We start from the raw sequence: 24,880 nt of genomic DNA, 5'->3' as shown, positions 1-24,880 counted from the left end.
AAGCTTCTAACTTGCCGCTTGAAGCTGACGGTCTTAAAACACCGACGCGTAATCGCCCAGTTCCACCTGCACGGATTTGATGCGTGTGTATTGCGCCAGCGAGCTGATGCCGTTTTCGCGGCCAACGCCCGATTGCTTGTAGCCACCGACCGGCATTTCTGCCGCAGACTCGCCCCAGGTATTGATCCAGCAGATGCCGGCTTCAAGCTGGTGAATCACGCGGTGCGCACGGTTCAGGTCGCGGGTGACGATACCGGCGGCCAGGCCGAAGTCGGTGTCGTTGGCGCGGCGGATCACTTCGTCTTCGCTGTCGTAACCGAGGATGCTCATCACCGGGCCGAAGATTTCTTCGCGCACGATGGTCATCTCGTCGGTGCAGTCGGTGAACACGGTCGGCGCCACGAAGGCACCTTTGGCGAGGTCGCCTTCGGTCAGGCGTTCGCCGCCGCACAGCAGGCGCGCACCTTCTTCCTTGCCTTTGCTGATGTAGCCCAGCACGCTTTCCATATGCTCGAAGCTGACCAGCGGGCCGAAGTTGGTGTTGTCATCTTCCGGGTTGCCGATGCGGATGCGTTTTACGCGCTCCAGGATTTTGGCTTCCAGTTGCGCCTTCAGGGCGTTGGGGACGAAAACCCGTGTGCCGTTGGTGCAGACCTGACCGGAGCTATAGAAGTTGGCCATCATTGCAATGTCGGCGGCGCGATCCAGGTCCGCGTCGTCGAAGATGATCAGCGGCGACTTGCCGCCCAGCTCCATGGTCACTTCCTTGAGCGAAGAACTCGAAGCACTGGCCATGACTTTCTTGCCGGTGTCGGTGCCGCCGGTGAAGGACACCTTCTCGATGCGCGGGTGCTCGGTGATCCAGGTGCCGACTTCTCGGCCGCTGCCGGTCAGCACGTTGAACACGCCATCGGGTACGCCGGCTTCGGTGTAGATTTCCGCCAGTTTCAAGGTGGTCAGGGAAGTGACTTCACTCGGCTTGAAGATCATCGCGTTGCCCGCTGCCAGTGCCGGAGCGGATTTCCACAGGGCAATCTGGATCGGGTAGTTCCAGGCGCCGATACCGGCCACCACACCCAGCGGCTCGCGGCGGGTGTAGACGAAGGAAGAATTACGCAGCGGGATCTGTTCGCCCTCGATAGCGGGGACCAGACCTGCGTAGTACTCCAGCACATCGGCACCGGTCACGACGTCGACATAACGGGTTTCGGAATAAGCCTTGCCGGTATCCAGGGTTTCCAGTGCTGCCAGTTCATCGTTGCGCTCGCGCAGTATGTCCACAGCACGGCGCAGGATGCGCGAACGCTCCATGGCGGTCATGGCGGCCCAGATCTTCTGGCCTTTTTCTGCACTGGCGACAGCGCGTTCGACATCGTCTTTGCCTGCGCGTTGTACTTGCGCGAGCACTTCGCCATTCGCCGGGTTGATGGCATCGAAAGTAGCGGGGTTGCTGGCGTCTACGTAGCCGCCATCGATATAGAGTTTCTGCAATTCAAAACGGGCCATAAAGTCCTCGCAAATTCATGTGGGGGGCGATGACTGATCTCAGCTTGCCGGTATGTTTGGTCAACATTCGGCGCCAGTCGTTCGATGAAAAGGGCTCTTGAGCGCTTCAGTCCACCGCTTTCGCCAGTTGAAAATCCATGTATTCGTAAGCGATCTGCTGCGCCTGCTCCGTGTCGAAAGCATCACCTGACAAGGCGCCGCGCAGCCACAAACCATCGATGAGCGCTGCCAGCCCGCGGGCTGCGCTGCGTGCCTGCTCCAGCGGCAATACGCGGCGGAACTGGCAGCACAGGTTCGAGTACAGGCGGTGATCGTTGATCCGCTGCAACCTGTGCAGTGACGGGTGATGCATGCTGGTGGCCCAGAAGGCCAGCCAGGTTTTCATCGCCGGGCCATTGACCTGGCTGGCATCGAAGTTGCCCTCGATGATGACTTGCAGATGCGCCCTGGGGCTGTCATCGGTCAGCGCCTGACGGCGTTCGTTCACGCTCTGGATCAGGGCATTCATCAGGTGGCGCATGGTCGCCGCGATCAGGCCGTTCTTGTCCTGAAAGTAGTGGCTGATGATGCCGTTGGAGACACCGGCCAGACGTGCAATCAGAGCAATGCTGGCCTCGCTCATGCCGACCTGATCCACCGCGGTGAGCGTGGCCTGGATGAGTTGCTGACGGCGGATGGGTTGCATACCAACCTTGGGCATTGGTTCGGGTCTCCGTGGCTTGCTGACCCTTTTTAGCCTAATTGTTTTTAATTGAACGATCAATCAATAAAAAATTACAGGCGTGACAAAATCGCCGTAGGAGCGAATTCATTCGCGAAAATTGACCTTCGCGAATGAATTCGCTCCTACGGATTTACCCCAGATTCTTGCCCAGCAGCGCGTGATACAACTCGCTGTCTCCCAGGATGCCGACCACCTTGTCGCCATCTTGCAGTACCAGTTTGTTGCCGGTCTGGTAGCGGATCTGCAAGGCATCGCGCATGCCGATATTGGAGTGAACCAGTGTCGGACGGCGATCCAGGCTGGCGACGTCCTGGCCTGGTGTCCAGTTCTGCAAGTCGAGCTGCGCAGCCCCCTGGCGAGCGCTTTTGATCACGTTGCCTTCGGCCAGATCCAGCCAGGAATCCACGCCTGGATCCAGGCACACCGAACCGTTGATCCGGGTGCAGTTGTCGACGCTGCGCATCAGGCTGCGGCCGCACAGCACGTTGAGCGGATTGGTGTGAGCGACGAAGGTACGCACGTAGTCATCGGCCGGGTTGAGGACGATCTCTTCGGGCACGCTGTATTGAATGATCCGGCCGTCTTTCATGATCGCGATGCGGCTGCCCAGCTTGAGGGCTTCATCCAGGTCGTGGCTGACGAAAACGATGGTCTTGCTCAGTTTGCTTTGCAGGGCCAGCAGTTCGTCCTGCAGGCCTTGGCGGATCAGCGGGTCGAGGGCCGAGAAAGGCTCGTCCATCAGCAGGATGTCGGCGTCCATCGCCAGCGCCCGCGCCAGACCGACACGTTGCTGCATGCCGCCGGACAGCTCATCGGGTTTCTTGTTACGCCATTGGGTCAGGCCGACCAGTTCAAGCTTTTCGTCGACCAGCTTGCGTCGTTCCTTTTCCGGTCGCCCCTGCATTTCCAGGCCGAAGCTGATGTTCTCGCGCACGGTCAGCCAGGGCATCAGGGCGAACTTCTGGAACACCATCGCGATGCGCTGGGTGCGCATCATTTTCAGTTCTGCTGCCGTGCAGTTGGCGATGTTGATCTGCGAGCCTTCATGCTCGACATACAGCGAACCACGGCTGACGGTATTGAGACCGTTGATGCAGCGCAACAGACTGGACTTACCCGAGCCGGACAGGCCCATCAGGACACAGATTTCGCCTTTCTCGATTTCCAGTGTGGCTTTTTCCACGCCGACGATCTGGCCGATTTTTTTCAGGATCTGGTCACGCGTGAGGCCTTGGTCCAGCAGCTTGAGAGCCTCACGCGGATCCTTGGCGAAGATGACGTCTACCTGATCGAATTTGATGATACTCATGCGTCGGACCCTACCTTGGCTTCGGGTTGTTTGCAGATACGGTCGAGCATGATTGCCAGCAATACGATCGCCAGACCGGCTTCGAAGCCCAGGGCGATATCAGCGGTGTTCAGTGCGTTGACCACGGGTTTGCCCAGACCGTCGGCACCCACCAGTGCTGCGATCACTACCATCGACAGCGACAGCATGATGCACTGGGTAATGCCCGCCGCGATGCTGGGCATGGCGTATGGCAGTTCAATACGGGTCAGCAACTGGCGACGTGACGAGCCAAAGGCCTTGCCCGCATCGAGCAGTTCATGGGGCACATCGCGAATGCCCAGATACGTCAGGCGGATCGGCGCGGCGATGGCGAAGACCACTGTGGAAATCAGGCCGGGCACCACGCCCAGGCCGAACAGGGTCAGGGTTGGAATCAGGTACACGAAGGTCGGTACGGTCTGCATCAGGTCCAGCAGCGGACGGATGACGGTGTAGAACATGGGTTTGTGGGCAGCGATGATGCCCAGCGGCACACCGATGACCACGCAGACCAGTGTGGCGAACAGCACCTGGGCCAGTGTTTCCATCGTTTCCTGCCAGTAATGCAGGTTCAGGATCAGCAGGAAGGCCAGGATGACGAATACCGTCAGGCCCCATTTGCGCTGGATGTAATGCGCCAGTGCCGCAATCAGGCCAATCAATACCAACGGGTTGAACCAGGTCAGGCCGAAGGTCAGGCCGTGGATCATCATTTCCAGGGTCGAGGCGATGGCATCGAAGTAGTTGGCGCCGTTTTGCGTCAACCAGTCGACAAAGGCCGCGATGTACTCGCCCAGAGGGATTTTATGGTCAGTCAGCATGGTATCGATTGTCCGCTTGCGGGAAGAAATGGGACAGCAGGCGGGCAGGCCGCCTGCCATCGTCTTACTGTGTCAGTTTGGCCTTTGCAGCCTCCAGGCCTGGCTTGCCGTCTACGGTGGTGACTCCGGCGAGCCAGGTGTCGAGCACTTGAGGGTTGTTCTTGATCCACGCCTTGGCGGCGGCATCGGGTTTCATCTTGTCGTCCAGTACATTGCCCATCAGGGTACTTTCCATGTTCAGGGTGAACGAGAGATTCTTCAGCAACTGGCCGACGTTGCTGCACTCTTGCACGTAACCTTTGCGTGTATTGGTGAAGATAGTGGCCTGGCCGAAGTTGGGCCCGAAATACTCGTCGCCACCGGTCAGGTATTGCATCTTGAAGCGGGTATTCATCGGATGGGGTTCCCAGCCCAGAAAGACCACGTCTGTAGAACGTCGCGTGGCACGGTCAACCTGCGACAGCATGCCGGCCTCACTGGATTCGACGACCTTGAAGCCGGCGTCCTTCAGGCCGAAGGCGTTCTTGTCGATCATGCTCTGGATCAGGCGATTGCCGTCGTTGCCCGGTTCGATCCCGTAGATCTTGCCGTCGAGCTCTTTCTTGAATCTGGCTATATCGGAGAAGTCCTTCAGGCCCTTGTCGTAAAGCGCCTGTGGCACGGCCAGCGTGTACTTGGCGTTTTCGAGGTTGGCGCGAACGGTTTCCACGGTGCCCGCTTCGCGGTAGGCCTTGATGTCGTTTTCCATGGTGGGCATCCAGTTGCCCAGGAAGACGTCCATGTTCTTGCCATCAGCCAGGGACTTGTAGGTCACTGGAACTGAAATCATGGTGGTCTTGGTCTGGTAGCCCAGAGACTCGAGTACGACGCTGGTCACCGCAGTGGTGACGGTAATGTCAGTCCAGCCGACGTCCGAGAATTTGACTGTGTGGCAGGCCTCTGGCTCGGCGGCCTGGGCCAGCAGCGGCAAACCGAGCGTGGCGGCCAACAGCAAGGATTTAGAACCTTTCATGGGGTGGACTCCTGTGAATTCTGTCTATTCATCTCATCAGCAACGGGGCGCTGACGCGGCTTGTTGTGTTGGCAACGTTTATTGCGAAGCTCTTTCACTGCGCCCGGCGATCGAGTCGAAGCCGATCATGTAACAGTGAAAATCAAACGCCTACAGGGGGCGTCGTATCCAGTACAGGCGGGGTCGCATCCAGTGTGAGCAACGTCGCTTACAGCTTTTTTCCCACCTGCAAGCGCACTTTTACCGGGTTGGGCCAGCTAAAAACGGCCAGATAATGGAGACGACAAGGTGTATTGAAGTTCACTTGTACGGCACCTTCTTGCCTTTGGACAGTGAATGGCTTGCTCGCTTTTCGACCATGGCTGCCAGGAGCCGCCACCTTTTAGCGCGAAAAGAATGGGTTATGGCGCCGTGCTATTGCCCTGTGCGATGAGTGACACCGTCGGGCAACATCATTCGTTCCCGTTTCCCGAAAGTGCTACCGAACTGCTCACGCTTCCTTGTCGTGCGTGGCTCCCACGTCGCAATTGGATACGCCGGTCGCGCCTGAATAGACACATCACGACGTCGCTTTCAGGGGTTATTGAATGGCTATTCAGTTTTCGGCATGGGATTTGCGATGGGGTTGGAAGGCCATGCATGAAGCAAGGCTACTAAGAAGAGCCTCGCCTGAGGCCAACTACCGCCAAGAGTGAGGAGATACGTGATGACTTCGTTCAATGCAGGGGCACAACCCCAGAACCGCGCGCCACAGTCCATCGGCTTTCTGTTGCTGGACAACTTCACCCTGATCTCACTCGCATCGGCGGTCGAACCCCTGCGCATGGCCAATCAGCTTTCCGGTCGTGAACTCTATCGCTGGACCACCTTGAGCGTGGACGGCAACCAGGTCTGGGCCAGTGATGGTCTGCAGATCACTCCGGATGCCGCGATGCAAAAGGCACCGGCACTGGACACCATCATTGTCTGTGGCGGCGTCGGGATTCAGCGCACCGTTACCCGTGAACACGTGAGCTGGCTACAGAGCCAGGCCCGCCAGTCCCGTCGTTTGGGCGCTGTATGTACTGGCAGTTGGGCATTGGCCTGTGCAGGTCTGCTCGACGGTTTTGATTGCAGTGTTCACTGGGAGTGTCTGGCGGCGATGCAGGAAGCTTTCCCGCGTGTCTCGATGAGCACTCGCTTGTTCACTCTGGACCGCAACCGTTTCACCAGCTCTGGTGGCACCGCGCCGCTGGACATGATGCTGCACCTGATCAGCCGCGATCATGGCCGTGAACTGTCGGCGGCGATTTCCGAGATGTTCGTCTACGAGCGTATTCGTAACGAACAGGATCACCAGCGCGTACCGCTCAAGCACATGCTGGGTACCAACCAGCCCAAGTTGCAGGAAATCGTGGCCTTGATGGAGGCCAATCTCGAAGAGCCGATCGATCTGGATGAACTGGCGGTTTACGTGGCGGTTTCCCGCAGACAACTGGAGCGGTTGTTCCAGAAGTACCTGCATTGTTCGCCGTCGCGTTATTACCTCAAGCTGCGCCTGATCCGCGCCCGGCAACTGCTCAAGCAGACGCCCATGTCGATCATTGAAGTGGCATCGGTCTGTGGCTTCGTGTCGACGCCACATTTCTCCAAGTGCTACCGCGAATACTTCGGTATCCCGCCACGCGACGAACGTGTGGGTTCAAACACCGCCCAGCAAGTCGCCATGATGCCAATCCCTCAGGCTCTGGTACTGGCCCCACTGTCTGGCCCCATGTCGGCATTGAGTCAGGCGCGTAACGAGTCGACGTTTGCGAGTGTGCGGTTGTAAGGCCCCATTTCGCGAATGAATTCGTTCCTACCCCGACCGCAAGGAGCGAATTCATTCGCGAAGGCCCAGAAATATCCCGCCAGACTTTAGCGTAAGCACTGTTCTTTCATGCAACTAAACTCAGACTCTGTCTCATTAGCCATGGATGGCAAAAGATGTCTGAGCGCGCACAAGCATGCCGTCTGCGGATCGGTCGATATTCTCAAACAGGGCAAATTTATCTGGTGACATCGGTGGTAAAAGACCGCTGTCCGATATTCAGTGATTTGAGCTTGGGACGGCTGGTGGTCGAGGAGTTCAAGCGCGCCCAAATCCAGAGGCAGGCCACGTCGCTGGCCTGGGTCGTAATGCCTGATCACTTCCACTGGCTGCTGGAGCTAGGTGAATGTTCTTTAAGCTTGCTCATGAAGCAGACCAAAGCGTGCAGTTCTCTTTCAATCCAAAGAGCGACCCAGAGAGAAGGAAGACTCTGGCAGGCGGGTTTTCATGATCGAGCGATCCGGCGCGAAGAGTGTATTCAAGACGTGGCTCGCTATGTTGTGGCTAATCCGGTTCGAGCAGGTTTGGTAAAGCGTTTGGGGGATTACTCGCTGTGGGATGCCATTTGGGTTTGAGCAGGTTTTTCGCGAATGAATTCGCTCCTACGAAATCCGTAGGAGCGAATTCATTCGCGAAGGCATTACAGGCTGAATCGCGAAACCATGCTGTTCAGGTCGACTGCCAGACGCGACAGCTCATTGCTGGCGGCTGTGGTCTGGTTGGCGCCTGTGGTGGACTGGGCTGACAGGTCACGGATGTTCACCAGGTTGCGGTCAACTTCCCGGGCGACTTGAGCCTGTTCTTCGGCGGCGCTGGCGATGACCAGGTTACGTTCGTTGATTTCTTCCACCGCCGCGTGAATGGTTTCCAGCGCCAGGCCGGCGCCTTTGGCGATGCTCAGGGTCGATTCCGCACGCTCGGTGCTGTTGCGCATCGAGCTCACGGCCTGTTCGGTGCCGCCCTGAATGCTGCCGATCATGCGTTCGATTTCGCTGGTCGATTGCTGGGTGCGGTGCGCCAGTGCGCGGACTTCATCGGCGACCACCGCGAAACCACGTCCGGCCTCACCGGCGCGGGCGGCTTCGATGGCGGCGTTGAGGGCCAGCAGGTTGGTCTGGTCGGCCAGGCCGCGAATCACATCCAGCACCTTGCCGATATCCCGGGACTCATTAGCCAGATTGCTGATGAGTTCGGCTGTGCTTTGCACGTCGCCGCTCATGCGCTCGATGGCATTGACGGTTTCCACCACCAGATCGCGACCGTCGCCAGCCGACGTGGTTGCGCTCTTCGAGGCTTCGGAGGTGCTGGTTGCGTTGCGGGCAACCTCTTCGACGGCGCTGGTCATTTCGTTGACCGCAGTGGCTGCCTGTTCGATTTCGTTGTTCTGTTGCGACAGCCCCCTAGCACTTTCGTCGGTGACCGCATTCAGTTCTTCTGCTGCCGAAGCCAGTTGGGTAGCTGAGCCGGAAATGCGTTGCAGGGTGTCACGCAGCTTGCCTTGCATGGTTTGCATGGCCAGCAGCAAACGGCCTGCTTCGTCGGTGCCGTCGACTTCGATCGGACGAGTCAGGTTGCCTTCGGCGATGGTTTCGGCTGCATGCAATGCCGCTGAAATCGGGCGGGTAATGCTCTTGGTCAACAGCCAGGCGAACAGGATGGTCAGCAGGGTGGCGATGATCAGCAGGCCGATGACCAGATTGAAGGCCGAAGCATATTCCTGGGCGGCCTGTTTTTTGGTGTTGTTCAACTGTTCCGTGTTGATGTCCACCAGTTTGCTGAGCACGACGTTCATCTGGTCGGAGTTGCTGAGCATTTCGTTATTGAGCAGGTCTTGCAGCTCATCGACCTTGTTGGCCCGGGTCAGGACTTTCATTCGGTCTTCGAGCTGGCGATATTGACCGAGCAATTGCACGTACTGGTTGTAGAGTGCTTGCTCTTTCGGGTCACCGATCAGTCTTTCGTAAATGGCCTGGGCTTCGCTGATCTGCTTGTTGCGCATGGCCAGCAAGTCGATGGTCTTCTGCTGGATATCCGGTTCCCGATTGACCAGTAGTCGATAGGAGAGCACCCGCAGGCGGATACTCACTTCTGCAAACCGATCCAGACTTTTGATGCTGGGCACACTGTTCTCGGCCAGGGTATCGGTCGCTACGCGGATCTTGCTCATCTGCGAGAGCGCGAAAAAACCGAGAATCAGCATGAGTGCGCCGATCACGGCAAACCCGAGAAACGCGCGTGGCGCGATATTCATATTACGTAATGACATGGAAGCTTCCAGAAGTCAGGCGCGTTCCATGCGTCGTATAAAAGAAAAGGCAATTTCGTGATGTTGGCTGCCTATCGGTTCTACGATGAAAGTCTTGAGGCCAGGGCACGTGCTTTGACGTGTATCAATTTCTGACGGTTTTGGAAAAAAATCGAAAATAGCCTGCAAGTGCTTGAAACCACTGGGTCGGGCGCTTTCGGAGGGATGACACCGAAATTTTTGCTGTGCGCTTTTGTCGCAGCGGCGGTGTTCTGACGGGCCGCAGGAACCTGGTGGTTAAAATGCAGTCACATGGCCCCTGAAGCCTTGCTTTGTTCTGGCATGCGTAGAGACTTTTCTTTATCGTGTGCGCCCGTTGAAATTTGCTTGAGAAATCAGAATGTTGGAAACCTCCCTTAGCCAGTTGGAACAGCTTGTCGGTGATCTGGTGCAACAGAACCAGCAGCTACAGGACACAAACGCGCAACTGAGCGCCGAACTTGCCAAAGCCAGGGATGAGAACGACAGCCTGCAATTGAGCCTGATGGAACAGGAAGAGAAACAAGGCAGTACCGCTGCGCGCATTCAGGCACTGGTCGAACGCGCAACCAGCGCCAGTGCTGTCAGCGCATGAACTACGACAGAAACGGGGTAACCGTTCTCTCCATTCTGGGTAACGAGTATTCGGTCAAGGCGCCGGCAGGCGAGGATAAGACTCTTCTGCAGGCCGCGGCGATGCTCCAGGCATCCCTGACCGATACCAAGCGCAAATACCCGACCCTGATCGGCGACCGCCTGCTGGTGCTGGCGGCTCTGAACCTGTGTTCGCAGCAGATCGAGCTTGAGCAGCAGCACAAGGTCGAGCTGGCACGTTACCAGGAACAGGTGAGTGCGACGGTGGATGTGATTTCAAAGACGATTTCACAGGGTTGAGTTGTTGCCGGTTGTGGGAGCGGATTTGTCCGCTCCCACACAGTCTGCACAAGGCGATAACCCTTAACCCTGCATCACCAGGCGAATATCCGCCGCCAGTTCCCGCACCCGTGCTTCTTCGGTATCCCAGGAGCACATGAAGCGTGCGCCGCCCTTGCCGATGAAGGTATAGAAACGCCAGCCCCTGGCGGTCAATGCGGCAATTGCCGGCTCCGAGAGTTGCAGGAACACGCCGTTGGCCTGCACCGGGAACATCAGCTCCACGCCTGGAATATCCTTGACCAGTTCGGCCAGCAGTTGCGCGCAATGGTTGGCATGGCGCGCATGTTTGAGCCAGGCGTCGTTTTCCAGCAGCCCGACCCATGGCGCGGACAGGAAGCGCATTTTCGAAGCCAGTTGCCCGGCCTGTTTGCAGCGATAGTCGAAGTCTTCGGCCAGATCATGGTTGAAGAACAGGATGGCTTCACCCACCGCCATGCCGTTCTTGGTGCCGCCAAAGCACAGCACATCGACGCCCGACTTCCAGGTCAGCTCGGCGGGTGAGCAGTCCAGATAGGCGCAGGCATTGGAGAAGCGGGCGCCATCCATATGCAGATGCAGGCCCAGCTCCTTGCAGGTTGCGCTGATCGCCCGCAGTTCTTCCGGCAGGTAGACACCGCCGACTTCCGTTGCCTGGGTCAGGGTTACGACCCGGGGTTTGGGATAGTGGATATCCTGACGCTTGAGCGCCACTTCGCGGATCGATTCAGGCGTCAGCTTGCCGCCAGCGCTTGGGGCTGTGAGCAGTTTCGAGCCGTTGGAGAAGAACTCCGGTGCGCCGCATTCGTCTGTTTCGACGTGGGCAGTTTCCGAACAGATGACACTGTGATAACTCTGGCACAGCGACGACAGTGCCAACGAGTTGGCCGCTGTGCCGTTGAAGGCAAAGAACACTTCGCAATCGGTCTCGAACAGTCGACGGAAATCGTCGGAGGCGCGGGCAGTCCACTGGTCATCGCCATAGGCACGTTGATGCCCTTTGTTCGCCTGTTCCATGGCCGCCCAGGCTTCGGGGCAGATGCCGGAATAGTTGTCGCTGGCGAACTGTTGGCTTTGGTCTGTCATGGCCGATTCCTTGTGGTCGTTTATGGTGCGCACTTTAGCGAACAATGCCGTGTTGAGTAACGCCATTGTTAATGGTTGAAATGCTTTTATTTTCGGGAGCGACATGGATCTTTCAAACCCGCCCTTTCTGCCGGGACGCGACAAGGCGCTGGATCTGCTCAAATGGCTGGCGATGCTGAGCATGGTGCTCGATCACCTGCGCTATGTGGGCTGGGCGGTGAATGTTCTCTACGTGCCGGGGCGTCTGGCCTTTCCCTGGTTTTGCCTGGCGATTGCCGTCAACCTGGCGCGCCGCAGCGCCGCGTTGGTGACGCCCCGGGTGCAGTGGCGTTACTTGGGCTGGGTGTTGGCGTTTGCGGTCTTGTCTGAGATTCCCTATCGATTGTTCATGGCCGATGCCACGACCCTGAACGTGATGCCGACCCTGCTGCTCGGGCTTCTGGTTGCCCAAGGCTGGCGACACCGCAATGTCATGACACGACTCATGGCCATTGTTGCCTTGTTGTTTGCCGCGCTCTTTCAGCAACACCTGATGTTCGGTTTTGCGGGCGTGCTGCTGCCGCTGGCATTGCTGCTGGTCTTGCAAAAACCGCTCGGGTACGCGGTTTTTCCGGCGGTGCTCTGTGTCGCAGCCAATGCCTGGCCCGACATGTTCGCCGGTGCAGCGTGGGGCGATCCGATTTCCATCGGCTCAATCATCGCCTGCCTGATCGCGCCAGCCATGGGCATTGCACTGCTGCGCAGGAAACCAGGGTTTGCGGTAGCTCCCATGCGGCGCTGGGCTTATGCGATCTATCCCGGCCACTTCCTGGTGCTGCTGGGGCTGCGGGAGTTGCTGGCTCTCTAACCATACCTCAACCCCGTAGGACCGAATTCATTCGGGAAGAGGCCAGCCCGGACGCCAGATTTATATCTGGCCCACCAACGCCTTCCCGAATGAATTCGGTCCTACACAGTCTGTACAGATATCTGTAGACAAATCGCCATGACTGCACTTATCTTCGCCGCAGGCCGCCTCATGTGGCCAACGTCGCTCGGACGGTTCCGGGCGCTTACGTCTGCGAGATACCCATGGCTGACCAAGGTTTGCCGCGCCGCTTTGCGCGCATAGATCGACTCCCCCCTTACGTGTTCAATATCACTGCCGAGCTGAAAATGGCGGCTCGTCGTCGTGGCGAAGACATTATCGACTTGAGCATGGGCAACCCCGATGGGGCGACGCCACCGCATATCGTCGAAAAACTGGTCACCGTTGCCCAGCGCGAAGACACCCACGGTTACTCGACCTCACGGGGTATTCCTCGTCTGCGTCGTGCCATTTCCAACTGGTACAAGAAACGCTACGAGGTCGATATCGATCCGGAAAGCGAAGCCATTGTCACCATCGGTTCCAAGGAGGGCCTGGCGCACCTGATGCTCGCCACCCTCGATCAGGGTGACACGGTGCTGGTGCCCAACCCCAGTTACCCGATCCACATCTACGGTGCCGTGATTGCCGGCGCCCAGGTGCGTTCAGTGCCACTGGTGCCGGGTGTGGACTTCTTTGCCGAACTGGAAAAGGCCATTCGCGGCTCGATTCCCAAGCCAAAGATGATGATCCTCGGCTTTCCGTCCAACCCCACCGCCCAGTGCGTGGAGCTGGATTTCTTCGAGCGCGTGGTCGCACTGGCCAAGCAGTACGACGTTCTGGTGATTCACGACCTGGCCTATGCCGACATCGTCTATGACGGCTGGAAGGCTCCGTCGATCATGCAGGTACCCGGTGCCAAGGACATTGCGGTGGAGTTCTTCACCCTGTCCAAGAGTTACAACATGGCGGGCTGGCGTATCGGCTTCATGGTCGGCAACCCGGAACTGGTCAGCGCTCTGGCACGGATCAAGAGCTATCACGACTACGGCACCTTCACACCCTTGCAGGTGGCGGCGATTGCCGCGCTCGAAGGCGACCAGCAATGCGTGCTCGACATCGCCGAACAGTATCGTCAGCGTCGCAATGTGCTGGTCAAAGGGCTGCACGAACTGGGCTGGATGGTGGAAAACCCCAAGGCCTCGATGTACGTCTGGGCGAAAATCCCGCCTGCCTACGCGCACCTCGGCTCGCTGGAGTTCGCCAAGAAGCTGCTGGCCGAAGCCAAGGTCTGTGTGTCGCCGGGTATCGGTTTCGGTGAGTACGGCGACGACCATGTCCGCTTTGCCCTGATCGAAAACCAGGACCGCATCCGTCAGGCCGTACGTGGCATTCGCGCCATGTTCCGGGCCGACAAGCCTGCCTGAATGTAAGTTTCCCCGGATGAACCCGCTCCTTCGGACCTCGCAGGAGCGGATTCATCCGCCAATCGATTTATCCCTCCCCGCCATGCCATGTCGTAAACGCACCTTTGTGTGGCGTCCGTAGGCATTTGGCCGGTTTGCGTCGGCCCTACCATCGCATCCAAAGGGCACTCACAGCCCTGCCGACAAGCCAGGCGCAACGCCGCCGCTGGGAGAACCGCGATGTTCAGCAAGCAAGACCAGATTCAGGGATATGACGATGCACTGTTGTCGGCCATCAATGCCGAGGAGCAGCGTCAGGAAGACCATATCGAGCTGATCGCCTCCGAGAACTACACCAGCAAGCGCGTCATGCAGGCCCAAGGCAGCGGACTGACCAACAAATATGCCGAAGGCTACCCGGGCAAGCGTTATTACGGTGGCTGCGAGCACGTCGACAAGGTCGAGCAACTGGCAATCGAGCGGGCCAAGCAACTGTTCGGTGCCGATTACGCCAACGTTCAGCCGCATTCCGGCAGTCAGGCCAACGCCGCTGTCTATCTGGCTCTGCTGCAAGCGGGCGATACCGTACTGGGTATGAGTCTGGCCCATGGCGGTCACCTGACCCACGGCGCCAAGGTGAGTTTCTCCGGTCGCCTTTATAACGCTGTGCAATACGGCATCGACACCAATACCGGGCTGATCGACTACGACGAAGTCGAGCGTATCGCCCTGGAAACCAAACCGAAGATGATCATTGCCGGTTTCTCGGCCTACTCGAAAACCCTGGATTTCCCGCGTTTTCGCGAAATCGCCGACAAGGTGGGCGCTTACCTGTTCGTCGACATGGCCCACGTGGCCGGGCTGGTGGCTGCTGGCTTGTACCCGAACCCGCTGCCATACGCCGATGTGGTGACCACCACCACCCACAAGACCCTGCGCGGCCCGCGTGGCGGTCTGATCCTGGCCAAGGCCAACGAAGAGCTTGAGAAAAAACTCAACTCCGCCGTATTTCCTGGCGGGCAGGGCGGTCCGTTGATGCACGTCATCGCCGCCAAGGCCGTGTGCTTCAAGGAAGCGCTGGAGCCAGGTTTCAAGGCTTATCAGCAACAAGTGATCGACAACGCCCAGGCCATGGCGCAGGTCTTCGTGGATCGTGGTTACGACGTGGTATCGGGCGGAACCGACAACCACCTGTTCCTGGTCAGCCTGATTCGCCAGGGCCTGACCGGCAAGGACGCGGACGCCGCTCTGGGCCGTGCGCACATCACCGTCAACAAGAACTCGGTACCGAACGACCCGCAATCGCCGTTCGTGACGTCGGGTCTGCGGATCGGCACCCCGGCCGTCACCAGTCGCGGTTTCAAGGTGACCCAGTGCACCGATCTGGCCGGCTGGATCTGCGACATTCTCGACAACCTCGGCGATGCCGATGTCGAGGCCAACGTCGCCAGTCAGGTCGCGGCACTGTGCGCCGATTTCCCGGTTTATCGCTGAGTCAGGAGTAGCCTTTCATGCAGCATTACTCAGGCTTCGGCCTTTTCAAACACTCCCTCAGCCACCATGAAAACTGGCAGCGCATGTGGCGCACGCCGACGCCCAAGAAAGTCTACGACGTGGTGATCGTCGGCGGTGGCGGGCATGGCCTGGCAACGGCCTACTACCTGGCCAAGGAGCACGGCGTGAAAAACGTGGCCGTGGTCGAGAAGGGCTGGCTGGGCGGCGGCAACACGGCGCGCAACACCACCATCGTGCGTTCCAACTACCTGTGGGACGAGTCGGCTCATCTCTATGAGCACGCAATGAAACTGTGGGAAGGCCTGTCCCAGGACCTGAACTACAACGTCATGTTTTCCCAGCGCGGCGTCTACAACCTGTGCCACACGCTGCAAGACATGCGCGACTCGGAACGTCGGGTCAGCGCCAACCGCCTGAACGGCGTGGATGGCGAACTGCTCAATGGTAAACAGGTCGCTGAAGAAATTCCGTACCTGGACTGCTCGAAGAACACGCGTTACCCGATCATCGGTGCAACGGTCCAGCGCCGTGGTGGCGTTGCCCGTCACGATGCCGTGGCCTGGGGCTTTGCCCGCGCCGCCGATGCCCTGGGTGTGGACCTGATCCAGCAGACCGAAGTGATCGGTTTCCGCAAGGAAAACGGTGTTTGCATCGGCGTCGAAACCAACAAGGGCTTCATCGGCGCCAAGCGTGTCGGTGTGGTGACAGCCGGTAACTCCGGGCACATGGCGAAACTGGCAGGCTTCCGTCTGCCGATCGAATCCCATCCGTTGCAGGCGCTGGTGTCCGAGCCCATCAAACCCATCATCGACAGCGTGATCATGTCCAACGCCGTTCACGGTTATATCAGCCAGTCCGACAAGGGTGACCTGGTGATCGGTGCCGGTATCGACGGCTGGGTCGGCTATGGCCAGCGCGGCTCGTACCCTGTGATCGAACACACCATCCAGGCCATCGTCGAGATGTTCCCTGTGTTGTCGCGGGTGCGCATGAACCGTCAGTGGGGCGGCATCGTCGATACCACGCCGGACGCCTGCCCGATCATCTCCAAGACACCCGTACCGAACATGTTCTTCAACTGCGGTTGGGGCACCGGTGGCTTCAAGGCAACGCCTGGCTCGGGCAACGTGTTTGCCGCCAGCCTTGCCAAGGGTGAAATGCACCCGTTGGCCAAGCCTTTCTCCATCGACCGTTTCCACAACGGCGCCCTCATTGATGAGCATGGTGCTGCCGCGGTCGCCCACTAACAAAAACCACGTGAGAACTACTGCGCTCGGTAATACGGCGTTAAAAACAGGCGAGAAATGCTCATTTAGATTTCTAAACTCCGCTTTCTCGCCTGTTTTTGCCTTGTCTTACCTTCGCTCGCTACGTTCTCACGAGGTTTTAAGAAGGAGAGCTTTTTATGTTGCATATCTTCTGTCCTCACTGTGGCGAACTGCGCTCCGAAGAGGAATTTCACAGCTCTGGTCAGGCGCATATCCCGCGTCCGCTGGACCCGAACGCCTGCACCGATGAACAGTGGGGCGATTACATGTTCTTCCGTGACAACCCCCGTGGCCTGCATCACGAGTTGTGGATTCACGCTGCCGGTTGCCGCCAGTATTTCAATGCCACCCGCGACACCGTGACCTACGAGATTCTGGAAACCTATCCGATTGGCGCCAAACCACAGTTCACGGCCAAGGGAGACAAGGCATGAGCCAGACCAACCGACTGCCCCACGGTGGCCGTATCGACCGTAGCAAGGTGCTGAATTTCACCTTCAACGGCCAGTCTTATCAGGGTTTCGAGGGTGATACCCTGGCCGCTGCGTTGCTGGCCAATGGTGTGGATATCATCGGCCGCAGCTTCAAGTATTCCCGTCCTCGCGGCATTTTCGCGGCGGGCTCCGAAGAGCCGAATGCGGTCTTGCAGATCGGCGCGACCGAAGCGACCCAGATCCCCAACGTGCGTGCTACCCAGCAGGCGCTGTATCCGGGTCTGGTGGCGACCAGCACCAACGGCTGGCCGAGTGTTAACAATGACGTGATGGGGATTCTCGGCAAGGTCGGCGGCAAGCTGATGCCACCGGGTTTCTACTACAAAACCTTCATGTACCCGCAATCGTTCTGGATGACTTACGAGAAGTACATCCGCAAGGCCGCCGGTCTTGGCCGTTCGCCGACCGAGAACGATCCGGACAGTTATGATGCGATGAACCAGCACTGCGACGTGCTGATCGTCGGCGCCGGGCCTGCCGGTCTGGCCGCGGCCCTGGCCGCTGCGCGCAGTGGCGCACGGGTGATTCTGGCCGATGAGCAGGAAGAGTTTGGCGGCAGCCTGCTCGACAGCCGTGAAAGCCTCGATGGCAAACCGGCAGCCGAATGGGTCGCGACCGTCATCGCCGAACTCAAGGGCCTGAAGAACGTGACCCTGCTGCCTCGCGCCACGGTCAACGGCTATCACGATCACAACTTCCTGACCATTCATGAGCGCCTGACCGATCATCTTGGCGATCGCGCCCCCATTGGCATGGTGCGTCAGCGCATGCATCGCGTACGCGCCAAGCGTGTCGTATTGGCCACCGGTACTCACGAGCGCCCTCTGGTCTACGGCAACAACGACGTTCCGGGCAACATGCTGGCTGGCGCCGTCTCCACTTATGTTCGCCGTTATGGTGTGGCTCCGGGCCGCAAGCTGGTGCTGTCCACCAACAACGATCACGCCTACCGCGTTGCGCTGGACTGGATCGATGCCAGCCTGCAAGTGGTGGCGATTGCCGATGCACGCCATAACCCGCGTGGTCCGCTGGTTGAAGAAGCTCGGGCCAAGGGTATTCGTATCCTCACCTCCAGCGCTGTGATCGAAACCCGTGGCAGCAAGCGCGTAACGGCTGCCCGTGTGGCGGCCATCGACGTCAAGACACTGAGCGTCACCAGCCCCGGTGAATGGCTTGAGTGTGATCTGGTTGCCAGCTCCGGCGGTTACAGCCCGATCGTGCATCTGGCTTCGCACCTGGGCGGCAAGCCGGCCTGGCGTGAAGACATTCTCGGTTTTGTACCGGGCGAAGCACCACAGAAACGTGTCTGTGTCGGCGGCGTGAATGGCGTCTACAGCCTGGCTGATACCCTGGCCGACGGCTTTGAAGGTGGTGCTCGTGCTGCCAGCGAGGCCGGTTTCAAGGCGGTGGAGGGCGTCATGCCCAAAGCCCTGAGCCGCGCAGAAGAACCGGCGCTGGCGCTGTTCCATGTGCCCCATGAAAAAGGCACGGCCCGCGCACCCAAGCAGTTCGTCGACCTGCAGAACGACGTCACCGCCGCCGCCATCGAACTGGCGACCCGGGAAGGCTTCGAGTCGGTCGAGCACGTCAAGCGCTACACCGCGCTGGGTTTCGGCACTGATCAGGGCAAGCTGGGCAACGTCAACGGTCTGGCCATTGCTGCCCGTTCGCTGAAGGTTTCCATCCCTGAGATGGGCACCACCATGTTCCGCCCGAACTACACGCCTGTGACCTTCGGCGCTATTGCAGGCCGTCACTGCGGACACATCTTCGAGCCAGTACGCTTTACCGCACTGCATGCCTGGCACATCAAGAACGGTGCCGAGTTTGAAGATGTCGGCCAGTGGAAGCGCCCATGGTACTTCCCGAAAAACGGTGAAGACATGCATGCCGCTGTCGCCCGTGAATGCAAGGCCGTGCGCGCAAGCGTCGGTCTGCTGGACGCCTCGACCCTGGGCAAGATCGACATTCAAGGCCCGGACGCTCGTGAGTTCCTGAACCGCGTCTACACCAACGCCTGGACCAAGCTGGATGTGGGCAAGGCGCGTTATGGCCTGATGTGCAAGGAAGACGGTATGGTCTTCGACGACGGCGTTACAGCCTGCGTCGCTGACAATCACTTCATCATGACTACCACCACTGGCGGCGCAGCCCGTGTGCTGCAATGGCTGGAAATCTATCAGCAGACCGAATGGCCTGACCTGAAAGTGTATTTCACTTCCGTGACCGACCACTACGCGACTCTGACGTTGTCCGGCCCCAACAGCCGCAAGCTGCTCAGCGAAGTGACCGACATCGATCTGGGCCGCGAAGCCTTCCCGTTCATGACCTGGAAAGAAGGCCTGGTGGCTGGCGTGCCGGCGCGTGTGTTCCGTATTTCCTTTACGGGCGAGCTGTCCTACGAGGTCAACATCCAGGCGGACTACGCCATGGGTGTTCTGGAAAAGATCGCCGAGGCAGGCAAGAAGTACAACCTGACGCCTTACGGCACCGAGACCATGCACGTGCTGCGGGCCGAGAAGGGTTTCATCATCGTCGGTCAGGATACCGACGGCTCCATGACCCCGGACGACCTGAACATGGGCTGGTGCGTGGGGCGCACCAAGCCGTTCTCCTGGATCGGCTGGCGCGGCATGAACCGCGAAGATTGCGTGCGTGAACAACGCAAGCAACTGGTGGGCCTCAAGCCGGTCGACCCGACCAAATGGCTGCCGGAAGGTGCGCAACTGGTCTTCGACACCCAGCAGACGATCCCCATGAACATGGTCGGCCACGTCACCTCCAGCTATGCCCACAACTCGCTGGGTTATTCGTTTGCGATGGGCGTGGTCAAGGGCGGTTTGCAGCGCATGGGCGAGCGGGTCTTTGCACCGCTGGCCGATGGCAGCGTGATCGAAGCCGAGATTGTGTCCTCGGTGTTCTTCGACCCGAAAGGCGATCAGCAGAACGTTGAGTAAAACCCTGTAGAAGCGAATTCATTCGCACACAGGCTGTGTGAAAACGTAGCGAGCGAAGGTCAGGCAAGGCGAAAACAGGCGAGGAAGCGGAGTTTACGTGTTGTAAATGAGCATTCCGAGCCTGTTTTCAACGCAGCATGACCGAGCGCAGTAGTTTTCACAGGGTAAAAAACAGAATTCATGACAGGTGTCCCATGACCACAGTCAACGTATACCAACAGCGTCCCGAAGCGGGCGTAAAGGCTGAATCGCCGCTGTTCCACGCCGACCTCGGCAGCCTGGTCGGCAAAGGGCGCGCCAACCCCGGCGTGATCCTGCGCGAGAAAAAACTGCTCGGCCATTTGACCATTCGTGGTGATGGTCGTGATCCGGCGTTCGCTGCCGGAGTTCACAAGGCTTTGGGCATGGAATTGCCTGCTGCACTCACTCTGGTCACCAGCGGCGAAAGCTCGCTGCAATGGCTTGGCCCGGACGAGTGGCTGCTGATCGTGCCCACCGGCGAAGAGTTCGCCACCGAGCAACGCCTGCGCGAAGCACTGGCGGGGCTGCATATCTCGGTGGTGAATGTCAGCGGTGGCCAATCGATTCTGGAGCTGACTGGCCCCAATGTTCGTGACGTGCTGATGAAGTCCACCAGCTATGACGTCCACCCGGATAACTTTCCGGTGGGCAAGGCGGTCGGCACGGTGTTCGCCAAGTCGCAACTGGTTATTCGCCGCACCGGCGAGGAAACCTGGGAACTGCTGATTCGCCGCAGCTTCTCGGATTACTGGTGGTTGTGGTTGCAGGATGCCAGTGCCGAATATGGGTTGAGCATCAAGGCGTAGGAGACTCCAACAGGTAGGAGCGAATTCATTCGCGAGACGCCATTCCAGGCAGTGAATTTTTATGGGATGTACCGGCCCTTCGCGAATAAATTCGCTCCTACGGAAATTCCATTCAATTCATGATGTTGTGTTTTCTTTGGTGAGCGCGAATTCATTCGCGAACAGCGGCAGTAAACAGGAGTCACCTTTTATATGAGTCGCGCCCCCGATACATGGATTTTGACTGCCGATTGCCCCAGTGTGCTGGGGACGGTGGACGCGGTAACCCGCTATCTGTTCGAGCAGGGCTGCTATGTTACTGAACACCATTCGTTCGATGACCGGCTCTCGGGACGTTTTTTCATTCGTGTCGAATTCCGTCAGCCCGACGGCTTTGACGAAGCGGCCTTTCGCTCTGGCCTGACCGAGCGCGGTGAAGCCTTTGGCATGATCTTCGAGCTGACGGCACCGAATTATCGGCCAAAAGTCGTGATCATGGTTTCCAAGGCCGACCACTGCCTGAACGATCTGCTCTATCGCCAACGCATCAACCAACTGTCTATGGATGTGGTCGCGGTGGTCTCCAATCACCCCGATCTTGAGCCTCTGGCTGGCTGGCACGGAATTCCGTACTACCATTTCCCACTCGACCCGAACGATAAGCCTTCTCAGGAAGCCAAGGTCTGGCAGGTCATCGAAGATTCAGGTGCGGAACTGGTGATTCTCGCCCGTTACATGCAGGTGCTGTCACCGGACCTGTGCCGCAAGCTCGACGGCAAGGCGATCAACATTCACCACTCGCTGCTACCGGGCTTCAAGGGCGCCAAGCCTTACCACCAGGCTTACAACAAAGGCGTGAAACTGGTGGGCGCGACGGCACATTACATCAACAACGACCTGGACGAAGGACCGATCATTGCCCAGGGCGTCGAAGTGGTAGACCACAGCCACTATCCCGAAGACCTGATTGCCAAAGGCCGGGATATCGAAGGACTGACCCTGGCACGGGCCGTCGGGTATCACATTGAGCGGCGGGTTTTTCTGAATGCCAACAGAACGGTAGTGCTCTGAAGCTGCAAGCGACAAGTTTCAAGCTACAAGCAGCAAGCTGAAGGCTGGCGAGATCCTCTTGCCGCTTGAAGCTTGCCACTTGCAGCTACCCCCTCTTTTTTCCAACAACAAAACATAGAGGTGAAAGCATGTCTGGTAATCGCGGTGTGGTGTATCTCGGCGCTGGCAAGGTCGAGGTGCAAACAATTCCTTTCCCGAAAATGCAGGATCCAAGGGGCAAGCGCATCGAACACGGAGTCATTCTGCGCGTTGTTTCCACCAACATCTGCGGCTCGGACCAGCACATGGTTCGCGGTCGTACCACTGCCCAGACCGGTCTTGTGCTCGGTCATGAAATTACTGGCGAAGTGCTCGAAGCCGGGCGCGATGTCGAACACCTCAAGGTCGGCGATCTGGTCTCCGTGCCGTTCAACGTGGCGTGCGGTCGTTGCCGCAGTTGCAAGGAACAGCACACTGGCGTCTGCCTGACCGTCAACCCGGCGCGTGCCGGTGGGGCGTATGGTTATGTCGATATGGGCGACTGGGTCGGCGGCCAGGCGGAATACGTGCTGGTGCCTTACGCCGATTTCAACCTGCTGAAACTGCCTGACCGCGATGCGGCCATGGAGAAAATCCGCGACCTGACCTGCCTGTCCGACATTCTGCCAACCGGTTATCACGGCGCGGTCACGGCGGGTGTTGGCCCAGGCAGCACCGTATATGTCGCCGGTGCGGGGCCTGTGGGTCTGGCGGCTGCTGCTTCGGCACGTTTGCTGGGCGCTGCGGTGGTGATCGTCGGCGATGTGAACCCGACGCGTCTGGTTCACGCCAAGGCTCAGGGGTTCGAGATCGCCGACCTGTCGCTGGATACGCCACTCCACGAACAGATCGCCGCGCTGCTGGGCGAGCCGGAAGTGGATTGCGCCATTGATGCCGTGGGCTTTGAAGCGCGTGGTCATGGTCATGCGGGGGCGCAGTCCGAGGCGCCGGCCACGGTGCTCAACTCGTTGATGGGCGTGGTACGTGTTGCCGGCAAGATCGGTATCCCCGGCCTGTACGTCACCGAAGATCCGGGTGCTGTGGATGCCGCAGCGAAAATGGGCAGCCTGAGCATCCGCTTTGGCCTGGGCTGGGCCAAATCCCACAGCTTCCATACCGGCCAGACCCCGGTCATGAAGTACAACCGCCAATTGATGCAGGCCATCATGTGGGACCGCATCAAGATCGCCGATGTGGTGGGTGTCGAAGTCATCAGCCTGGATGACGCGCCACGTGGCTACGGCGAGTTCGATGCGGGCGTACCGAAGAAATTCGTGATCGACCCGCACAAGCTGTTCAGCGCAGCCTGATAGCTGTGGGAGCGAATTCATTCGCGAATGAATTCGCTCCTACGGGGTAGGAAATAACCTGTATTCAACTGTTTCTGGCGGGAACAAGCCCTCCATCCTCCAGTCAAACCGTCTGTTTTACCATCCACCGATGGTTTCGGTTTTAGAGGTTGACTGTAATGAACACTGTTCGCGGTATGGCACTTGCTACATTGATGGCCCTGGCGGCAAGCCCGGCTTTTGCGTTCAATCTGAATGACGCGGCCAATGCGGTTTCCAACGCCACAGGCGGTAATCAGAAAGCCACGGCGGCACCTGAGGCTGCCGGTCTGCTCAATACCCTCGGCACACAACTGAATGTCACCCCCGAACAGGCTGTTGGCGGTACGGGCGCTTTACTTGGGTTGGCGAAGAACAAACTCACCGGTCCCGACTACTCCCAACTCACTAAATCCGTTCCGGGGCTTGATCAGCTGTCGGGGCTTTCCGCGTTGAATACGCTGGGTGACGGCGGGCTTGGTGCCTTGCTGGGCGGCAGCGGCAAATCGGGAAACAGTTCGGCGCTCGGCAGTGCGTTGGGCAATGTGCAGAACATGGATGACGTGAACAACGCATTCAAGGCGCTGGGCATGGACAGCAGCATGGTCAGCCAGTTTGTGCCGGTGATCCTGCAATACCTCGGCCAGCAAGGCGCCAGCGGCTCCGCATTGCAGAGCCTGAGCGGTCTATGGGGTGCCGGTAGCTGATTCGTTACGCAAGGCGCTGATATGGGCGTCCTTTTCGACCCAGAGCTGGTTGACCCAGTTCTGGATCCGCTCGCGAAACAGCGGATCGTTCTCGTAGTCGCCCTGCCACAGTGCCGGGTCCAGTTCCCGGGTCTTGATGTCGACGATCACCTTCGGCACTCGCCCGCACAGCATGTCCCAGAACCCCGGAATCCTTGAGCCGGGATACACCACCGTCACATCCAGAATCGCATCCAGTTGTTCACCCATTGCAGCCAGCACGAACGCCACGCCTCCGGCCTTGGGTTTGAGCAGGTTCTTGTAGGGCGATGCCTGTGCCGCATGCTTGGCTTTTGTGAAGCGTGTGCCTTCCAGATAGTTGACGATGGTCACCGGCTGGCGCTTGAACAGCTCGCAGGCGGCCTTGGTGATTTCCAGGTCCTTGCCCTTGAGTTCCGGGTGCTTTGCCAGGAACGCCTTGCTGTAGCGCTTCATGAACGGGTAATCCAGTCCCCACCAGGCCAGCCCCAGAAACGGCACCCAGATCAGTTCCTTTTTCAGGAAGAACTTGAAGAAAGGAGTACGACGGTTGAGCGCCTGTACAAGGGCCGGGATATCAACCCACGACTGATGGTTGCAGATCAGCAGGTAGGAGGTATCGCCGCGCAGGTCTTCGTGGCCGCGAATCTCCCAGCGGGTCGGGGTGAATGCGCCGAAGATGTATTTGTTGATATGCGCCCAGGTTTCCGCAAACCACATCACCGCCGCTGAGCAGTGATCACGCATATGCCCCTGGAACAGCAGTTTGAGCAGGGCGCAAACCAATAGCGGGCCGATCAGCACGAGGGTGTTGATCAGCAGCAGAAGGGTGACGAAACAGCCACAAAGCACTCGACGCATAAGGTTCTCTTGAGTCTCTTCAAGGTTGGCAATGATAGAGACACTGATTTGCCGCGCCAA

General features: G+C 58.7%; 22 protein-coding genes. 14 read left to right on the top strand and 8 right to left on the bottom strand.

The genetic code is table 11. The annotated features are described in order from the left end of the window. Positions 1–33 precede the first annotated feature (33 nt). From betB to K5D32_RS09455, 5 genes are all read right to left on the bottom strand, one after another. Entirely contained in the window at positions 34–1,506 is a 1,473-nt protein-coding gene (gene betB, locus K5D32_RS09475) for a betaine-aldehyde dehydrogenase (RefSeq protein WP_221600012.1), read from the bottom strand. Between the two features lie 106 nt (positions 1,507–1,612). Beyond that, the gene (betI, locus tag K5D32_RS09470; protein ID WP_221596794.1) at positions 1,613–2,206 is read right to left on the bottom strand and encodes a transcriptional regulator BetI; all 594 of its coding nucleotides are present in this window, start codon (positions 2,204–2,206) and stop codon (positions 1,613–1,615) included. 154 nt (positions 2,207–2,360) lie between these two features. After that, complete coding sequence (gene choV / locus K5D32_RS09465) at positions 2,361–3,539, bottom strand: choline ABC transporter ATP-binding protein (protein ID WP_221577066.1); 1,179 nt, start codon at positions 3,537–3,539, stop codon at positions 2,361–2,363. Further along, positions 3,536–4,381, bottom strand: coding sequence for a choline ABC transporter permease subunit (gene choW / locus K5D32_RS09460; RefSeq protein ID WP_025258191.1), 846 nt, complete (start codon positions 4,379–4,381; stop codon positions 3,536–3,538). Before choW ends, choV begins: the two co-directional genes overlap by 4 nt. Before the next feature lie 64 nt (positions 4,382–4,445). Further along, on the bottom strand, positions 4,446–5,393 hold the full coding sequence (locus tag K5D32_RS09455) for a choline ABC transporter substrate-binding protein (protein ID WP_200993913.1): 948 nt from the start codon (positions 5,391–5,393) through the stop codon (positions 4,446–4,448). A 706-nt stretch (positions 5,394–6,099) separates the two neighbouring features. Between K5D32_RS09455 and K5D32_RS09450 the strand changes: the two genes are divergently transcribed. After that, positions 6,100–7,203, top strand: coding sequence for a GlxA family transcriptional regulator (locus K5D32_RS09450; protein WP_198724245.1), 1,104 nt, complete (start codon positions 6,100–6,102; stop codon positions 7,201–7,203). Between the two features lie 155 nt (positions 7,204–7,358). Next, the gene (locus K5D32_RS09445; protein ID WP_221600011.1) at positions 7,359–7,817 is read left to right on the top strand and encodes an REP-associated tyrosine transposase; all 459 of its coding nucleotides are present in this window, start codon (positions 7,359–7,361) and stop codon (positions 7,815–7,817) included. A 65-nt stretch (positions 7,818–7,882) separates the two neighbouring features. On the opposite strand, the gene K5D32_RS09440 is transcribed toward K5D32_RS09445, so the two are convergent. Then, positions 7,883–9,508 carry a methyl-accepting chemotaxis protein gene (locus tag K5D32_RS09440; RefSeq protein ID WP_221600009.1) on the bottom strand — a complete coding sequence of 542 codons (1,626 nt, stop codon included), beginning with the start codon at positions 9,506–9,508 and terminating at the stop codon, positions 7,883–7,885. 379 nt (positions 9,509–9,887) lie between these two features. Here K5D32_RS09440 and K5D32_RS09435 point away from each other — a divergent pair, with 379 nt between their 5' ends. Both K5D32_RS09435 and K5D32_RS09430 read left to right on the top strand, forming a co-directional pair. Next, positions 9,888–10,121, top strand: coding sequence for a hypothetical protein (locus K5D32_RS09435; RefSeq protein ID WP_025258195.1), 234 nt, complete (start codon positions 9,888–9,890; stop codon positions 10,119–10,121). After that, complete coding sequence (locus tag K5D32_RS09430) at positions 10,118–10,420, top strand: cell division protein ZapA (protein ID WP_198724251.1); 303 nt, start codon at positions 10,118–10,120, stop codon at positions 10,418–10,420. The genes K5D32_RS09435 and K5D32_RS09430 overlap by 4 nt, the downstream gene beginning before the upstream one ends. 63 nt (positions 10,421–10,483) lie before the next feature. On the opposite strand, the gene K5D32_RS09425 is transcribed toward K5D32_RS09430, so the two are convergent. After that, positions 10,484–11,524 carry a low specificity L-threonine aldolase gene (locus tag K5D32_RS09425; protein WP_025258197.1) on the bottom strand — a complete coding sequence of 347 codons (1,041 nt, stop codon included), beginning with the start codon at positions 11,522–11,524 and terminating at the stop codon, positions 10,484–10,486. A 103-nt stretch (positions 11,525–11,627) separates the two neighbouring features. On the opposite strand from K5D32_RS09425, the gene K5D32_RS09420 reads away from it, so the two are divergent. The 10 genes from K5D32_RS09420 to K5D32_RS09375 all read left to right on the top strand — a co-directional run bounded on the left by K5D32_RS09420 (position 11,628) and on the right by K5D32_RS09375 (position 23,941). Then, entirely contained in the window at positions 11,628–12,371 is a 744-nt protein-coding gene (locus K5D32_RS09420; protein WP_221600007.1) for a TraX family protein, read from the top strand. A 224-nt stretch (positions 12,372–12,595) separates the two neighbouring features. Further along, positions 12,596–13,798: an alanine transaminase gene (gene alaC / locus K5D32_RS09415; protein ID WP_221536589.1), complete on the top strand. Its 1,203-nt coding sequence runs from the start codon at positions 12,596–12,598 to the stop codon at positions 13,796–13,798. 219 nt (positions 13,799–14,017) lie between these two features. Continuing rightward, positions 14,018–15,271 (top strand): serine hydroxymethyltransferase, encoded by a 1,254-nt coding sequence (gene glyA / locus K5D32_RS09410; RefSeq protein WP_221577061.1) that lies wholly within the window; start codon positions 14,018–14,020, stop codon positions 15,269–15,271. 17 nt (positions 15,272–15,288) lie between these two features. After that, positions 15,289–16,539 (top strand): sarcosine oxidase subunit beta family protein, encoded by a 1,251-nt coding sequence (locus tag K5D32_RS09405; protein WP_025258201.1) that lies wholly within the window; start codon positions 15,289–15,291, stop codon positions 16,537–16,539. A gap of 158 nt (positions 16,540–16,697) precedes the next feature. Then, on the top strand, positions 16,698–16,994 hold the full coding sequence (locus K5D32_RS09400; protein WP_221577060.1) for a sarcosine oxidase subunit delta: 297 nt from the start codon (positions 16,698–16,700) through the stop codon (positions 16,992–16,994). After that, positions 16,991–20,011, top strand: coding sequence for a sarcosine oxidase subunit alpha (locus K5D32_RS09395; protein WP_221600004.1), 3,021 nt, complete (start codon positions 16,991–16,993; stop codon positions 20,009–20,011). Before K5D32_RS09400 ends, K5D32_RS09395 begins: the two co-directional genes overlap by 4 nt. Before the next feature lie 194 nt (positions 20,012–20,205). Further along, on the top strand, positions 20,206–20,838 hold the full coding sequence (locus K5D32_RS09390) for a sarcosine oxidase subunit gamma (protein WP_221600002.1): 633 nt from the start codon (positions 20,206–20,208) through the stop codon (positions 20,836–20,838). A 192-nt stretch (positions 20,839–21,030) separates the two neighbouring features. Further along, entirely contained in the window at positions 21,031–21,888 is an 858-nt protein-coding gene (purU, locus tag K5D32_RS09385) for a formyltetrahydrofolate deformylase (protein ID WP_025258205.1), read from the top strand. 128 nt (positions 21,889–22,016) lie between these two features. Next, on the top strand, positions 22,017–23,216 hold the full coding sequence (fdhA, locus tag K5D32_RS09380; RefSeq protein WP_221577057.1) for a formaldehyde dehydrogenase, glutathione-independent: 1,200 nt from the start codon (positions 22,017–22,019) through the stop codon (positions 23,214–23,216). 158 nt (positions 23,217–23,374) lie between these two features. Then, positions 23,375–23,941: a DUF2780 domain-containing protein gene (locus K5D32_RS09375; RefSeq protein WP_216704738.1), complete on the top strand. Its 567-nt coding sequence runs from the start codon at positions 23,375–23,377 to the stop codon at positions 23,939–23,941. Here K5D32_RS09375 and K5D32_RS09370 read toward each other — a convergent pair. Next, positions 23,921–24,820, bottom strand: a complete 900-nt coding sequence (locus K5D32_RS09370; RefSeq protein ID WP_221600000.1) for an acyltransferase — start codon at positions 24,818–24,820, stop codon at positions 23,921–23,923. The genes K5D32_RS09375 and K5D32_RS09370 overlap by 21 nt on opposite strands. Positions 24,821–24,880 lie beyond the last annotated feature (60 nt).

It is taken from the genome of Pseudomonas cichorii (assembly GCF_019719005.1).
GTDB classification, from domain to species: domain Bacteria; phylum Pseudomonadota; class Gammaproteobacteria; order Pseudomonadales; family Pseudomonadaceae; genus Aquipseudomonas; species Aquipseudomonas cichorii_E.
Note: the sequence above shows the minus strand (reverse complement) of the source record. Positions and strands in the feature narration are given on the sequence as shown.